Annotated in this window: 13 protein-coding genes; 6 read left to right on the top strand and 7 right to left on the bottom strand. The window is 56.7% G+C overall.

Annotated features, from left to right (window positions below; translation table 11 throughout):
* Window positions 1-2 precede the first annotated feature (2 nt).
* The 7 genes from LOM8899_RS20640 to tal all read right to left on the bottom strand — a co-directional run bounded on the left by LOM8899_RS20640 (window position 3) and on the right by tal (window position 8,449).
* Window positions 3-1,736: a D-apionate lactonase family protein gene (locus LOM8899_RS20640; protein ID WP_093994148.1), complete on the bottom strand. Its 1,734-nt coding sequence runs from the start codon at window positions 1,734-1,736 to the stop codon at window positions 3-5.
* Window positions 1,733-2,749: a Gfo/Idh/MocA family protein gene (locus tag LOM8899_RS20635; protein ID WP_093994147.1), complete on the bottom strand. Its 1,017-nt coding sequence runs from the start codon at window positions 2,747-2,749 to the stop codon at window positions 1,733-1,735. The genes LOM8899_RS20640 and LOM8899_RS20635 overlap by 4 nt, the downstream gene beginning before the upstream one ends.
* 13 nt (window positions 2,750-2,762) lie before the next feature.
* Window positions 2,763-3,770 carry an ABC transporter permease gene (locus tag LOM8899_RS20630; RefSeq protein ID WP_245820656.1) on the bottom strand — a complete coding sequence of 336 codons (1,008 nt, stop codon included), beginning with the start codon at window positions 3,768-3,770 and terminating at the stop codon, window positions 2,763-2,765.
* A gap of 53 nt (window positions 3,771-3,823) precedes the next feature.
* Window positions 3,824-5,272 (bottom strand): sugar ABC transporter ATP-binding protein, encoded by a 1,449-nt coding sequence (locus tag LOM8899_RS20625; RefSeq protein ID WP_245820659.1) that lies wholly within the window; start codon window positions 5,270-5,272, stop codon window positions 3,824-3,826.
* An 86-nt stretch (window positions 5,273-5,358) separates the two neighbouring features.
* On the bottom strand, window positions 5,359-6,012 hold the full coding sequence (locus LOM8899_RS20620; protein ID WP_093994144.1) for a DUF2291 family protein: 654 nt from the start codon (window positions 6,010-6,012) through the stop codon (window positions 5,359-5,361).
* A gap of 69 nt (window positions 6,013-6,081) precedes the next feature.
* A complete protein-coding gene (locus LOM8899_RS20615; RefSeq protein ID WP_093994143.1) occupies window positions 6,082-7,029 on the bottom strand; it encodes a D-ribose ABC transporter substrate-binding protein in 948 nt (315 codons plus the stop codon).
* A 472-nt stretch (window positions 7,030-7,501) separates the two neighbouring features.
* Entirely contained in the window at window positions 7,502-8,449 is a 948-nt protein-coding gene (tal, locus tag LOM8899_RS20610) for a transaldolase (RefSeq protein ID WP_093994142.1), read from the bottom strand.
* Between the two features lie 483 nt (window positions 8,450-8,932).
* Here tal and LOM8899_RS20605 point away from each other — a divergent pair, with 483 nt between their 5' ends.
* From LOM8899_RS20605 to LOM8899_RS20580, 6 genes are all read left to right on the top strand, one after another.
* Window positions 8,933-10,438: a malonate--CoA ligase gene (locus LOM8899_RS20605; RefSeq protein WP_093994141.1), complete on the top strand. Its 1,506-nt coding sequence runs from the start codon at window positions 8,933-8,935 to the stop codon at window positions 10,436-10,438.
* A 238-nt stretch (window positions 10,439-10,676) separates the two neighbouring features.
* Window positions 10,677-11,774, top strand: coding sequence for an ABC transporter ATP-binding protein (locus tag LOM8899_RS20600; protein ID WP_093994140.1), 1,098 nt, complete (start codon window positions 10,677-10,679; stop codon window positions 11,772-11,774).
* An 82-nt stretch (window positions 11,775-11,856) separates the two neighbouring features.
* Window positions 11,857-12,969 (top strand): extracellular solute-binding protein, encoded by a 1,113-nt coding sequence (locus LOM8899_RS20595; protein WP_093994139.1) that lies wholly within the window; start codon window positions 11,857-11,859, stop codon window positions 12,967-12,969.
* Between the two features lie 61 nt (window positions 12,970-13,030).
* The gene (locus LOM8899_RS20590; protein ID WP_093994138.1) at window positions 13,031-13,318 is read left to right on the top strand and encodes a DUF1330 domain-containing protein; all 288 of its coding nucleotides are present in this window, start codon (window positions 13,031-13,033) and stop codon (window positions 13,316-13,318) included.
* The gene (locus LOM8899_RS20585) at window positions 13,318-14,991 is read left to right on the top strand and encodes an ABC transporter permease (RefSeq protein ID WP_093994137.1); all 1,674 of its coding nucleotides are present in this window, start codon (window positions 13,318-13,320) and stop codon (window positions 14,989-14,991) included. The genes LOM8899_RS20590 and LOM8899_RS20585 overlap by 1 nt, the downstream gene beginning before the upstream one ends.
* A gap of 118 nt (window positions 14,992-15,109) precedes the next feature.
* On the top strand, window positions 15,110-15,964 hold the full coding sequence (locus LOM8899_RS20580) for an ABC transporter permease (protein WP_093994136.1): 855 nt from the start codon (window positions 15,110-15,112) through the stop codon (window positions 15,962-15,964).
* The last annotated feature ends 68 nt before the right edge of the window (window positions 15,965-16,032 follow it).

Here is a 16,032-nt window from a genome sequence, read left to right as displayed (position 1 = left end):
CTCTAAGCAATTGCTTGCCATTCATAGGGGCCGAGCCCTTCGCGCATCTGCGCTGTGAGGTTCACATTGATGGCCGTGTCTCGGACCGTCAGGCGGGCTTTAGAGGCAGTGACTTCTGCGGTTCGCACTGGTTGTCCCGCCAATTCGCCAAGCAGTCTCAGCGCGTCCGTCAATGGCCAGACACCTTGGTCACGGATCACACCCCTCGGTCCATAGAGCGACGCGGGTGTCCAGACTTCGATGCCACTTGGGGCGAGGGCGGTCGCCAGCCCGATTGCATAGGCCGCACCAAATTTCGCGCGATGCCGCGGATCGTCGTCTGTCATGCAAACCCGCCCGTTTGTCGTATTGGGAATTGTGCGTTTACCATACGGGTTCTGCCGCATTGCGATCGTCGCCGGGCCGATTCTGTAGGCCTTGTCCTTGATGATGCTCCGAGCGGATCGGGTGATGTGCGAGATCGCTTCTAGTGTCTCCATGACAGACAAGTCGTCCGCGGCATGAACGATCGGGCAGAGACCGTGGCTGATGAAATCAAGCATCGCCACAGGTGGCCTTTTCCTGTTCAGTTCGGGGAAGAAGCTGGCCATACCTCCACCGCGAAGTATGCATGGGAAGGCGTTCGCTGCAGCATTGTGGATAAGCTCGAGTGAAGGACAATCCGGCCAATCGGAGCCGGGTGGTGTGGATTGGCGGTCGACCGAGGGGCATACCATGATGCTGTAAGGCGCAAATCCCGAAGCAGCCATTTGGGCCGCAAGTTCCTGAAGTTCGGGTTCCGGGTTCGCATCGCAACGACAGATCAGTTCCAGATCGAACAGCGTGGAAGGGCAGGCGGCTTGTGCTTGTGCAAATGCGACAAACTGTTGTGAGGTGTCTCCCAATGTCGCATCCAAGTGGCATAGAAGCCTTTGCGGTTTCACGACCTCCAGGTCTATTGGTGAAAGCGCCAGTCGCGCTGCATCATCGGGGGAAATGACCAATGCCATTTGCGGAAAATGCGCACCTTTCGGCGCTTCTTCGGAGGTGGATGCATTGGCGGATGTCGTGGTCTGCCAAGTGACTTCGACGGACTGCCTTAAATCAGTGCCATCGGGAATCAAGTATGGCCATGGCTCTGCAAGCGGCCGGTTGTAGGTCTTGTAGGAGGCGTCGCCCCACTGGCGCTGATCCTCCATTTCGAAGGTGTCGCCTTTAAAGCGACAGGTGACTGCATTTGTCCCAGCGTTGTGGGTCAACGCGCTGATATCCTTGAAGGGCTGCCATGGTTCGATGTTCGAGGGAAAGTGCGACGAAGAGGACGTGCCGTCGCTATGATCTACTCGCACCGGAGCACCCGCCACATCGCGAATTGGATGTAGAACCGTAAATCCCGCGCGGTTGGTTTCGAAGTGCCCTTTTGCTCGGCCGGTTGCCGAAACGATCAGGCGGCTTTGATCGGCTTGGATACTGACCTTGACGGTGAGCTCGGCCGTTTGCGTCTTGTATTGGGCCTGATATTGCAGCCGAAGCGCCAATTCCGATGCTTCGAGAGTTTCATCGGTGATCTGGGGAACGAGCGTTCCCCAATCGCCGTCGCGCACGAGAAATGCGATCCCACGAATGGCCTCGGTTCCATCCATACCGAAATGGCGAAGCGCTCCGTTCTCGATTGAAAAGGACAGCCGTCCGATCACGAAGTCGCGTCGCTCGACAGGCGGCTCGTCCGTGCCGAAGAGGTCATAGTTGTGAGTCATCTGTCAGATAGCTTTACGGTTTGTCCTTCTTTTGCCGATCTGTAGGCCGCTTCGACGAGCGCAAGGGTCTTGAGGTTGTCCTCGCCGGACGTTTCCGGGGTTGTTCCGGCATTGAGGCAATCGACGAAGTGCTGCTGAATCGTTCGAACACTTTCCTGAATGTTGTGCCAAGGCCGTTCGGCCCAAGGTAGCAGCGGCGGCGATACGTCCACTATTTTCTCGGTCTTGCCCTGAAGAGTAAGCCTGTATCCCGCATCAAGTCGAAGCGTGCCTTCGTGACCATCTATCTCCAACAGGGTTTGAGGAAAGGTCTCGGGGCTGCGCCGGGTGGCATAGGAGCAATCCACGACACTGGTTGCCCCGTTGCGGTGCTTTAGCAACATCGTAGCGACGTCTTCACCCTTGATGCTTTGATTGATGCGGCGTGTGGTGGCGGCAAGGTGATCGACATCGCCGAGAAAAGCGCGCGCGATGTCCAATATGTGAATGCCGAGGTCTTCGATAATGAAGCGCTCGCCCTCGGCCAGATACGGTTGCCCCGAGAAGACGTCATAGCCGGAGCGGAAGCTCACGCGGCAGAAAAATGGCTCGCCGATGGCGCCCGAATTGACCGCCTTCATCGCGGCCTGAATTGGCGACTGCCAGCGAAAGTTCTCGTGCACCATCAGCGTCTTGCCGGCAGCTCTCACGGCACCGACCATGGCCTGTCCGTCATCCAACGTGGCCGCGAAAGGCTTCTGACAAATTATGTGAACGCCATGGCTGGCCGCCAATTCGACCAATGCGCGGTGTGACCCTACCGTTGTGACGATGTCGACGAAATCAAAGCCACCGTCGCCGAACATCTCTCGGGCGTCAGTATAGGTTCTGGCGATGCCAAAGGTCGACGCGCTCGTGGACAATCGCTGCGTGTCCTGATCGCATAGTGCGACGATCTCGACCCCGTCGATGTCGCGCCAAGCGTTGAGCTGGTTCTGCGCGAAAAATCCACAGCCTATCAATGCGCCCTTCATATCGGGTCTCTCCCTACTTGCTCAAATTCGCCTGCGTTTGAAGAGCAACCCTAGCCTGTAGCTTTTGCTGCGATTGATCAATGACCACGGCTGCTATGATAACCAGTCCCTTGATCACGGTCTGCCAGAACGATGACACGCCCATCATGACCAGGCCATCCGACAGAACTCCGATGACGCAGGCCCCGATGATCGTGCCGCCGATCCTGCCACGCCCGCCTGACATGGACGTGCCGCCAAGCACGGCAGCGGCGATGGCATTGAGTTCAAAGGTGTCCCCGGTCGCTGGGTGTGCCGCAACCAGCTGCGAGGATATGATCAATCCGACCAGAGCCGCACAGAAACCTGAGAAAATATAGACGAAATACTTGGTGCGATTGACTTTGATGCCGGAAAGGCCGGCGGCTCGCTCATTTCCCCCGACCGCGTAGATGTGTCGTCCAAGTGGCGTTCGAGTTGCGATATAGGCTGCGAGGACCCCGACTGAAATCAAGAGGCAGATCGAAACCGGAACGCCCAGCACCTCACCCGCACCGATCCAGCGGAAGGTGTCTGATCCGTATTCGGCGTTGCCGTTCAGATTTGGGAAGGTCCGGCCATCCGAACTGAGCATAGCGGCGCCTCGCGCGATATACAGGGTTCCGAGCGTCGCTATGAATGGTGCGACGTTGAGCTTTGTAATCAGGAAGCCGTTCAATGCTCCGATCGCCATGCCGACCAGTATAACCAGTAAACAGATCTCGAGTGTATTGAACTGGATCGACCATCCCAGTCCGACATCGACACCGTTCAAGACCAGGTATCCCGCGACCATCCCACAAAGGCCGACGATGGATCCGACGGATAGGTCTATGCCACCCGAAACGATGACAAATGTCATGCCGATGGCGAGGATCGCGTTGATGGCAATGTGTTTCGACATGATGACCATATTGGCTGTCGACATGAAATTTGGCGCATTGAAGGCAAAGAACACGAACACCAGGAAAAGTGCGATGAAGGTGCGGGCCTTGAGCAGCACCAGAAGGGCGTCCGGGTTCGACTTCGAGGGCGCGGCGACGAATTGTTCGGCCATCAAACGAGATCCTTTACCTGTGAAATGGGTTTGTGACCAACCGCAGACGCCTCGATGAGCGCACCATTGGTCGCGGTTTCGCGGGTGAACTCGCCCGTGATCCGTCCGTTTGACATGACCAGGATACGGTCCGAGAGGGACATGACCTCGTCCAGATCGGATGTAACGAAAATGATCCCAAGGCCGTCTGCGGCGAGTTTGCGCATGACGCGGAACACCTCGGCCTTGGCTCCGATATCGATGCCGCGCGATGGTTCGTCCATCAAGAGCACTTGCGGACGGGTCATCAGAGCCTTGGAGATCACGACCTTCTGCTGGTTTCCACCGGATAGCGATGAGACGGCGTGCTCTGCCGAGGCGATTTTGACCGCCAATCGCTTCACGAAATCCGAGACGCTGTTCTTTTCCTTCGCCAGGCTCATGTGAATGCCACGGGTGAATTGCGACAGGCTGGAAAGCGTCATGTTTTCCCGGATGGAAAGCATTTGAACCAAGCCGTCGTTCTTTCGGTCCTCCGGGATCAATGCAAGTCCGCGCTTGATCCGGCCCGCAACGTTCTTTTCGCGGAGTGGTTGCCCTTCGACAAAGACCTGTCCGGTCGCGTCGGGATGCCGCCCGATAACACATTCCAGGAACTCTGAGCGCCCCGCGCCCATCAGCCCGTAGATACCGAGAATTTCGCCTTTTTGAAGTGAAAGGGACACATCGTTGACGACCAGCCCACCGCCAGAACGGCCAAGCGATATGTGTTCGGCTCGAAAGACCTCGTCGCCGAAGGGATGGTCGATTTCCTTTGCAAAGTCTTTGCCGCTTTCGCCGATCATGTTGCGGACGATCCAATCGACATCGACGCCTTCCATCGATCTTGCGCCGGTAACGACTCCATCGCGCAGCACCGTGATGTAGTCACCGATCTGGATCAGTTCCTCCAGGCGGTGGGATATATAGATGATACCGACGCCGTCGCGCTTGAGATCGGCGATGACACGGAAAAGAATATCGACCTCGGCGGCGGATAGCGCGGAGGTCGGCTCATCCAGGATCAGAATACGCGCATTCTGTGCAAGGGATTTTGCGATTTCGACGATTTGCTGCTGACCTACTCTCAGATCACCGACCAATGCGTCCGGATCAATGTCTTGTTCGAGTTGGCGCATCAATTCTCGGGTCCGCGCCCGCTGAGCGGACTGGTCTACGTCGATCCCTCTCCGGGTCTTTTCGCGGGCGATAAATATATTCTCAGCGACCGTCAGGTTTGGAAACAGGTTCAGTTCCTGAAAAACAATCCCTATGCCGCGATTGGCCGCGTCGTCGGTATTTCGCAGGACGACTTCCTCGTCGCCAATGAAGAGCTGCCCTTCTGTAAGCTGTTCGACGCCCGCGATGATTTTCATCATTGTCGATTTGCCAGCACCATTTTCGCCGACGAGCACATTGACCGCACCCATGTGGAGGTCGAAATCAGCTGATTTTAACGCGACCGTGCCGGGATAGACCTTTGTGCCGCAACGTATGGAGAGACCGACCGAGCCAGTCATTCGGGCGCCTCAAAGCTAAGTGCGGTCGGGACGACTTCCGGAGCTGAAGCCAAGTCTCGATAGGTGAAGACGCCTTCGAATGAGACTGTCCGCCCGATGATATCCCCTTCAGGTAGCGACAAGCGTTCATGGGCCATGGCGTTCAAGCCGCCAGCAAGTTTCGCAAACTCGATCTGGTCCCGGAAATCGGTGAAGATGAGGAAGGGCATCGCATCACGAATGGCCGTGCCGCGGATCACTGGCCCAAGCTGGACCGTCACATCCGCTGCCCCATCGCCGGTCGTATCAACCTGAAGTTTTGCGGCACGACTCGTGGTATTGGCCTCCACGATCGAACCCGACCCGCTTACGGCAAAGTTCCAGGGATTGGCTTCGCCTTCCGGGCGCAGCCCGTGTGACTGTCCCGCAGCCTGCTCATTTTGTGCAAGGGATACTCGAAGGTCATCGATGGGAACGAGGTGCTCAGCGACCGTCGGCAGGACGTCGGTGTCCCAGATGTCGCGGGCAAGTGCGGCCATTCGCGCCTCGTCAGTCAGGTTTGCATCTGCTTGACCAGCGGAATCGGGATCGGGGTTCTTCACGATCTTGCACCCAGAAAGCGAGATCAGGAGACCGACCGCTACAATTGATACCCATTTCAACCGACGCATTATTCCCCCACCTATATAGGTCGGAACCCGGCATTGCCGCCGGATTCCGTGTTTGCAACGAAGGTTGGCTTAGGCGCCGAGCGCAAAAGTCTCTAGCTGGTCGGCATTTTCGGCAGTGATCAGGACGCAGTCCATCAACTGCTTTTCGGGGAGTCCCGTCGAGCCGGTCGTCAGATATTGGTCAGCCTGTTCCACGGCGATTTGGGCCTGGCGATAGGCAGGTTGCAGCACAGTCGCCTTGATGCCGCCGGCCAGAATGCTGTCACGCACGTCGTTCGAGCCATCAAATCCGACGACCAGCACGTCATTGCGTCCCGCAGCTTCCAACGCTGCCCATGCTCCCATCGCCATCGTATCATTACCGCAAATGACGCCTTTGATGTCAGGATTTGCCTGCAGGATGGATTCCATCTTTTCAAAGGCTTCAGTCTGAGACCAGTTCGCCGACTGCTGCGCGACCATTATCATATCCGGATATTGATCGATGATGTCGTGGTAGCCAGAAGACCGAATGCCAGCATTCGTATCGGCTTCTCTGCCGACCAGCTCAACATAGTTGCCGCTCTCCTCCATGATTGCGACAAACTCCTCGGCACCGAGTTGGGCGCCTTGGTAGTTGTTGGAGACGATCTGGCTGACGGCGATACCCGCTTCCTTGATCTCCCGATCGATCAGGAAACACGGAATACCCGCCTCGGTCGCGCGACGGACTGGAGCGACGGTGGCGTCGGCGCCGGCATTGTCGAGAATGATCGCGCTGGCGCCCCGTGCGATTGCCGTATCGAAGAGCTCAGATTGCTTGTTCGGGTCGTCATCGTGAACGAGAACGATGGTTTCATAGCCCAACTCGGTAGCGCGGGCTTCTGCGCCCACGGCTTCGGCTTTGAAAAATGGGTTGTCATGGCTTGGCGTAATGATCGCAATCAGACCCTTGCCTTGCGCGTGGCCAATGGACGTACCCGCGAGGGTCACGACGCCTGCTAGGCCCGTCACAAATGTGCGGCGGTTGGTTTTCATCAATAGTCCTCCCTAACTCTCAGTCATACGGCGAGCGCGACTGATTGGCGGCATCTTGTCGGAATCGTCATCGCCTTGTCAACAGGTATAATGAGTATATCTGGGTGACGGATTCGGAGCCATTTTGGGTAGGTTGGACCTGATGCGCAGCGCGCCTGAGCGGAGGCATCCGCCCATCATATCGGTTGAATTTTTGAGGGCGCCTGGTTGTCGCGGCGCGAAATGGTCCGCAGGACAGGGCGCGGATGCCAAGTCAACTTGGCGGCTCCACCGGTATGTCCAGGTGAGGCACGATCGAACACCGGCAGGGAATTGGAGGGGTAGGGTGCAGTCGAGCTGCCTTCAGCCGCTGGACGGCCGTGCGAGTTTCTCACTGGCGTATTGAGAGGGGGCGCGCGTGTCAGAAATATACGTGTGAACGGTTGCGCTACGTCGCAGCGCAACCTTCATAGTTTTGGAGGTATCTCGGAGCTCAGCCGGCCATCTTGTCTGCGACCAGTTCTATCAGCTTCTTATGATCGGCGTCGAAGTTGCGAATACCTTCCGCAAGCTTTTCCGTCGCCATCGCGTCCGAGTTCATCTGCCAACGGAACGTCGCCTCATCCATCGAGATTGGATCGACGCCAGTGGCGGTGTCTGCCGATAGCACCCGCGTGAGGTTGGCCGTGTCGGACCCAAGCTCGTCCAGCAGGTTCGGTGCGATCGTGAGGTTGTCGCAGCCGGCAAGTGCCTTGATCTGATCCGTGTTGCGGAAGGACGCCCCCATGACCACCGTCTTGATTCCGTTGGACTTGTAGTAGTCATAGATCCTGCGCACGGATTTCACGCCCGGGTCTTCGTCCGGCGCGTAGCTGTCACGGCCCTCATTCTTTTTGTACCAATCCGTAATCCTGCCCACGAAAGGTGAAATCAAATAGGCTTTCGCATCTGCGCAGGCCACCGCTTGTGCCATGGAGAAGAGCAGCGTGAGGTTGCAATCAATGCCATCACCTTGAAGCTTCTCAGCGGCGCGAATGCCTTCCCATGTGGATGCGAGCTTGATCAGGATTTTCTCTTTGCCGATCCCGCGGGAAGCGTATTCATCGATGATCTGATGCGCCCGTTTGACAGAGGCGTCGGTATCGAAAGACAAACATGCGTCCACTTCCGTCGAAACCCGGCCCGGAACGATTGCCGCGAGTTCGGCCCCGATTGCCACGGTAAGTATATCCGTGACTTCAGCGGCGCTCTTTCCTGCCTTCTTGCCTGCCTCGATTTCTCGTGCGACGACGCCTTCGGACGCAGGGTCTTTCATCGCCTTGAGCACAAGTGACGGGTTCGTCGTGCAATCGACAGGTTTGTATTCCTTGACTGCGGCAACCTCCCCGGTGTCTGCAACGACAACGGTCATTTCTCGAAGTTGATCCAGTACACTTGTCATTTCGCGATTCCTTCTTTGTTGGTCGTGGGGCCATTCTCAAACCGGTTCAAGCTCGCCTAACCCATCCGACAATTCTTAACTGATGGTGGTGCGGTCTCATTCGCGACTGGTGGCTGGTCACAGCTCATGTGCACGTGTCGACCATGCTTTTCACCCCTCCTGAACCGCGTTTATCGCGGATTTTGATGCGTTGCCAGCAGGATCAGGAACATGATGGTTGCACGGGTTTAGAGATTTGTACCTGGCCAACGGGCACTGTCGATTTCAAGGGGGCTACGCTGTAGGATGCAGAGTTGGAACGTCGATCGCTGCTGGCAGTCCTCAAGGGTGCGGTTGAAAGTACGACAAGGGGCCGGTTTATGAGAACTATGTACCAAGATCTGAGGGCAGGTTGCGGGTTCGAGTTCGCATTGTACTATCTGAACTTGAACTGACGTCTGCGTGCCTCTAGCCAATGGCTCACGCGAAACTAGGAAGAATCCAATGGCCAATCCTCTGTTTGATCGTCTTTTCGGCCGTCATATCGGCAAGACGACACCATTTCTTCACCTGTTGGACGGTCGCACCGTTTCGCATTCCGAGTTTCTGGATATGGCAGCTCAGATGGCCAATGCGATCGTGGCGCAGGGCCTGCGTCCCGGCGATAGAGTGGCGGCACAGATCGACAAGTCTCCCGAGGCACTGGCGCTCTACGCGGCTTGCGTCCAGGCCGGGCTCGTCTTTCTCCCGTTGAACACAGCCTATCAGGTGGAGGAATTGACATACTTCTTCGAGGACAGCGCTTGCTCGTTGATCTTGTGCCGACCTCAGAACAAAGAAGAGTTGGAGCCGGTTGCGGGACGCATCGGTGCCGCACTCATGACTTTGGATGCTTCGGGCGCAGGATCGTTTGCGGACGCCGCCAAAGGACAGAAATCCACATTTGAGACGGCCCCACGGCATGGCGATGATCTGGCTGCGCTGCTCTATACCTCCGGCACAACCGGGCGCTCCAAGGGTGCAATGTTGAGCCAGAACAACTTGCTGTCGAACGCCGAAGTTCTGGCAGAGCTTTGGGAATTCACTTCTGACGACATACTGCTTCACGCCTTGCCGATCTTTCACACGCACGGCCTGTTTGTGGCGGTGAACGTGACCCTCATCGCCGGCGGAAGCATGGTTTTCATGCCGAAACTCGATATCGATTCGCTGATAGAGTGGATGCCGCGAGCCACGACCCTCATGGGGGTGCCGACGTTCTACACGAGGCTTCTGGCCGAGCCGAGATTTGACAGTGATCTGGCATCGAATATGCGACTTTTCATCTCCGGCTCTGCTCCGCTGCTGGCCGATACGCATGTTCAGTTCGAAGAGCGGACAGGCCATCGGATCCTCGAGCGGTATGGAATGACCGAAACGAATATGAACACGTCAAATCCTTATGACGGTGAGCGCAGGGCAGGGACTGTCGGCAAGCCCCTTCCTAGCGTTGAATTGAAGATCACGGATGCCGCCACTGGCGAGACGGTGCCAGACGGTGAGATCGGTCAGATCGAAGTTCGCGGTCCGAACGTCTTTCTTGGCTACTGGCGGATGCCCGAAAAAACAGCCGCGGAGCTACGGGCGGATGGATTCTTCATCACGGGCGATCTGGGGAAGATCGACGATGATGGCTACGTTCATATCGTCGGGCGCAACAAGGACCTCATTATTTCGGGTGGGTACAACATCTATCCCAAGGAAATCGAGATGGTGCTAGACGAACAGGAGGGTGTCCTCGAAAGCGCTGTCATCGGAGTGCCACATGCGGACCTTGGCGAGGCCGGCCTGGGCGTTCTTGTCCAAAAGTCCGGCCATACGATTGATATTGCTTCAATTTCCGAGAAGCTCACCACCTCTTTGGCACGTTTCAAGCTGCCGAAGAAGCTGATCGTCGTCGACGAATTGCCGCGCAACGCCATGGGCAAGGTGCAAAAGAATCTGCTGCGAGAGAAGTACCGACGTATCTGACGCTGGACCTCGGGCGGGAGGTCATTGCGGAAACCTGGTAGGCTCGCGGTTTCGTGTTCAACTTTTTGCCTAATTCACAGGCAAATCGCCTGCTCTTAGGGGATATTCGCGGTATTTCTCCTGACATTAAGGGGCATCAGCCAAATTTTTGAGCGTGCTGTTGCATCTTTTGTGTCGCTTCGGTTTAGTCCTACACCAATAGCGCGGCAAAAGCCGCCGTTGGACAGGGAGACTGGGTTTGTCAGAAACCTCGGAATCGGCTTTCGTCGAGTTTGAACGCGTACAGAAGAGCTACGACGGCGAAACACTTGTGGTGAAGGACTTGAACCTGTCGCTTCCGAAGGGCGAGTTCTTGACGATGCTCGGGCCGTCGGGGAGTGGTAAGACGACATGTCTTATGATGCTTGCCGGATTTGAGACCGCGACGAACGGCGACATTCGACTGGATGGCAAGCCGATCAACAATATCCCACCTCACAAGCGCGGCATCGGAATGGTTTTCCAGAACTATGCCTTGTTCCCCCATATGTCGGTGGCCGAGAACCTCAGTTTTCCGCTCGAAGTCCGCAAGATGGGAAAGTCGGACCGTGAAGCAAAGATCAAGCGCGCTTTGGACATGGTCCAGATGGGGGCCTTTGGTGGTCGGCGGCCGAGTCAATTGTCCGGCGGGCAGCAACAACGTGTTGCCTTGGCGCGTGCCTTGGTCTTCGAGCCGGAACTGGTGCTGATGGACGAGCCGCTCGGGGCTCTGGACAAACAGCTTCGCGAAACCCTGCAGTTTGAAATCACGAGGCTCGCGCATTCCTTGGGTATTACCGTCGTTTACGTGACCCACGACCAGACCGAAGCGCTGACGATGTCGGACAGGGTCGCGGTTTTTGAGGCCGGTCGTATCCAGCAATTGGCCCCACCGGCCGAGCTGTACGAGAAGCCGATGAACTCGTTCGTTGCTCAGTTTATTGGTGAAAACAATACGCTAGAGGGTGTTGTTACTGCGATCGAAGCGGGCGAGTGCACTGTGAAATTGGACAGTGGCGACATTATTTCGGCGCTTCCGGTAAATGTGAGCGCAGTGGGTGATCGTACCAAGGTGTCGATCCGTCCGGAGCGTGTCGAATTCAATCCCGAACGGATGAGAGATGGCACTCACACCTTGGATGCGGAGGTGCTTGAGTTCGTTTACATGGGGGATATCTTCAGAACGCGACTTCGGGTTGCCGGGATCGACAATTTCATCATCAAGACACGCAACGCGCCGGATCAGGTGCGGCTGAAACCTGGCGAGCAGATCAAGATCGGTTGGCTGCCAGAGGATTGCCGCGCTCTCGATGCTTAAGGCGCTTGTGCAAGGAAAGGTTTGGGCGGTCAACGGGACTGCTCACCGGAAAACAAACCATAAAAGTCAACGGGAGAAAAATATGACTTTCAAGACCACACTGATGATCGGCACTGCGCTGACAGCAGTCGCCGGAATGGCGCTGGCTGATGCGCACGGCATGGCCGACGAGATGACCATCGTGAGCTGGGGTGGCGCCTATCAGGCGAGCCAGATCGGTGCCTACTCTGATCCTTATCTCGAGATGCATCCCGAGATGACGATCATTTACGACGAAAGCAGCGCTGAGGCGGTGGCCAAACTGCGGGCCATGAACGAAGCCGGCAACATCACTTGGGATCTGGTAGACGTTGAAGCTGCGGACGCCATTCGTCTCTGCGATGAAGGCCTTGCCATGGAAGTCGACCATGACGAGATCCTTGCGGCTGCCGATGACGGCACCGACGCGTCTGACGATTTTGGCGACTCGATCGTTTCCGACTGCTTCATCCCGCAGATCGTCTTTTCGACGACAATGGGCTACCGCACCGACCTGGTCGGCGACACGCCGCCGACGTCGATCTGCGCGATCTTCGATCTTGAAACCTATCCGGGTCAGCGGTCGCTGAACCGGCGCCCGATTGCCAACATGGAGTGGGCACTGCTGTGTGACGGCGTTGCAAAGGACGACATCTATGACGTTCTGGCCACCGAAGAGGGCCAGGCGCAGGCTTTCGCCAAGCTGGACACGATCAAGGACAGCGTCGTCTGGTGGACAGCCGGTGCGGAAACACCGCAGCTCTTGGCTGACGGCGAAGTCGTGATGGGTTCGACCTACAACGGCCGCCTGTTCAGCGCGATCGCAGAGCAGGACCAGCCGATCGGTATGCTGTGGGATGCACAGATGCTCGACTTCGACGGATGGATCATCCCCGAAGGCCTTCCCGAGGACCGTCTCGCACGTGTCTTGGACTTCGTGCACTTTGCCACCGACACGCAGCGACTGGCGGATCAGGCCAAGTTCATCTCCTACGGTCCGGCTCGCGCCTCGTCCGCGCCGCTCGTCGGCAATCACGGCACGCTGGGTATTCCGATGGCCGAGCATATGCCGACCGATCCGGCTAACGCGTCCAACGTGTTCGTGACTCAGTACGATTTCTGGGCCGACTATCGCGACGATCTTGACGCGAAGTTCCAGTCCTGGCTCGCTCAATAACAAGACCCTTTCCGGGGCGGGCGATCGTTCGCCCCGGACCAACTTTGCAAGGACTGCCGTCATGCCCAAAGGCTATATCATCGCTCATGTAACGGTGACCGACCCCGAGCCTTACAAGGAGTATGTGCGTCTCGATACGCCCATTTTCGACCGGCTAGGTGGCCGATTTATCGTCCGAGGTGGGCAGTCCGAACTGGTCGAAGGCCAGTTGCAGGAGCGTCATATCGTTATTGAGTTTGACAGTTACGAAGCGGCGCGAGCGGCTTATAATGACCCCGAATATCAAAAAGTTGCCGACATCCGCCGAGCGAACGCTGACAGCTCTTTTGTATTGGTTGAGGGCGTGTAATGACAGATGCAAGCGCCCCTGAAAACGAAGTAATGCTGACTTCCGACGGCCGGAGCCTCAAGTCCAGCCTGAACCGGGCATTGCGCCGCGAAAAAATTAGAGCGCTGCTCCTGATCGCGCCTCTCCTGCTGTTCATCATTCTGACGTTCGTCGCTCCCATCGTGGATATGCTGTTTCGCTCAGTCGAGAATGAGATCGTAGGCAACACGTTGCCCGACACCGTTGAGGTTCTTGCGGAATGGGATCCAGAGACTGGCGAGTTGCCGAGTGAACGCGCATTCGAGGCACTGTATGCCGATCTTTTTCTAGCTGCCGAAGCCAAGCAGCACACACGTCTTGGGTCCAGATTGAACTATGAGCAATCCGGCATTTCGTCGGTCTTTCGCTCCTCGGGTCGCAGCCTCGACGATGTCGGTGAGTTGACACAAGATGTCCTCGAAGATCTCGATCCCGCTTGGGAGGAAGCCTCCTTCTGGTATGGCATTATGCAGGGAACCGGCGATCCTGCCAATGGGCTGCTCAAGTCGCGCCGGGATCGTCTTGCCGCGTTGACCACCGAGGATATGAGCGGCGACATTGGTTTCTTGCCAGGCAGCGACATTTCGGTCGTGCTGCCGCGAACTGCCGCCGCTTATTCTGATTTTGCCATATTCACGGCAATAGCCGATGAGGACGTGGTTTCTGAGGAGGAACCGTGGGAAGGCGTCTACGCCGCGATTGGCCTCGACCTTCAGGACCCGGCCCTGCGCGAAGGGATCCTGGCTTATGATGGGCCCGGAGCGGCGCAATTGAATGCTGCCCTTGAGGCAGAGCTTCCGGTGATCAATTACCGCGAGGCCATGATCGAAATCGATGACGGCTGGGCCGACCTATCGAATTGGGAGGTCATCAAGACCTACAGTCCACGTTACACCGACGGTTATTTCCTGAACGCCATTGATATGCGCAATGGTGCTGATGGTGCTGAGTGGCGTCCTGAGAACGAGCAGCTTTACCTGACGTTGTTCCTGCGAACGATGTTGATGAGCCTTGCGATTACGTTTTCCTGCATCTTGCTTGGCTATCCGATCGCCTGGCTCATGGCCAACCTGCCTGCGCGCTCTGCGAACCTCTTGATGATCCTTGTGCTATTGCCGTTCTGGACATCGCTCCTTGTCCGTACAAGTGCCTGGAAAGTGCTCTTGCAGCAGCAGGGCGTCATCAATGATTTGCTCGTCGGCATAGGTTTGCTGGACGACGCAAATCGGCTCGTGATGATCAACAACGCCACCGGCACGATCATCGCGATGACTCATATCCTCTTACCGTTTATGGTCCTGCCGCTGTATTCCGTCTTGAAGACGATACCGCCGTCGTACCTGCGGGCCGCAAAGTCGCTTGGGGCGACGGATTGGACAGCGTTCTGGCGCGTCTATTTCCCTCAGAGCGTTCCGGGTATCGGTGCCGGGTCCATCCTCGTATTCATTACGGCCATCGGCTACTACATCACGCCTGAGATCGTTGGTGGAACCAAGGGGGTGTTCATCTCGAATCGGATCGCGTTCCATATCTCAAGCTCGTTGAACTGGGGCTTGGCCGCCGCGCTTGGTGCGATATTGCTGACCTTGGTCCTCGCACTTTACTGGGTTTACGATCGCTTGGTCGGGATCGACAACGTGAAGCTGGGAGGCTGAGAATGTTTGTCGCGGCAGTCCCGACGTTGGGCGGAAGTAGCCAGCCCTATCTTGTCCAATTTGAACTTGAGCCGACATTTGCCGGCTTGAGCTTGCCTCACAATGCCGGAGACATCAGATGAGCGGTCCGCCGATTTACGCAACGATGGGTCAACGGATCTGGTATTATTCCTTCCGAGTTATCTGCGGGTTCATCTTCTTTTTCCTGATCGCGCCGATTTTGGTCATCATACCGCTGTCCTTCAACGCCGAGGATTTCTTCACTTTCACGCCAGAAATGCTTCGCCTAGACCCCGAGGGGTATAGCACCAAACATTACGTGGATTTCTTCACGAACGAGGCTTGGCAGCAGCCTTTGCGAAACTCCTTGAAGATCGCGCCCGTGGCGACGTTGATCTCAGTGTGTCTGGGGACACTTGCCGCGATTGGCTTGAGCCAAAGCCATGTGCCGTTTCGTAGGGCAATCATGGCGGTGTTGATTTCCCCAATGATCGTTCCGTTGATCATTTCGGCAGCAGGGATGTACTTCTTCTACTCGCGTATTGGGATGCAGGGCACGTATTGGGGCGTGGTCTTGGCCCATGCGGCGCTTGGCATTCCTTTTGTGATCATCACCGTCACTGCAACCTTGGTAGGATTTGATCGATCACTGACCCGCGCCGCCGCCAACATGGGGGCCGGCCCCGTAACGACGTTCTTTCGCGTTCAGATGCCATTGATTCTGCCGGGGGTGATCTCCGGAGCCTTGTTTGCCTTCATCACGTCGTTCGATGAAGTCGTCGTGGTGTTGTTCGTCGGCTCTGCCGGACAAAAGACGCTTCCTTGGCAAATGTTCACTGGCCTACGTGAACAGATCAGCCCGACGATCCTGGCTGCCGCCACTGTCCTGATCTCGATCTCGGTCCTGTTGCTCGCGACCTTGGAGATCTTGAGACGCCGGTCCGAAAGGCTGCGCGGTCTTAGCCCGAGCTGATTGGCACTGCTTTCGTTATTCAAGAAGGCTAATGGTGCGTCCTCTAGAATCGATTGCCGTGTAAGGGC

The organism is Flavimaricola marinus, from assembly GCF_900184895.1.
Lineage (GTDB): Bacteria > Pseudomonadota > Alphaproteobacteria > Rhodobacterales > Rhodobacteraceae > Flavimaricola > Flavimaricola marinus.
The sequence above is the reverse complement of the archived record's forward strand: the minus strand, read 5'-3'. Positions and strand labels throughout refer to the sequence as shown.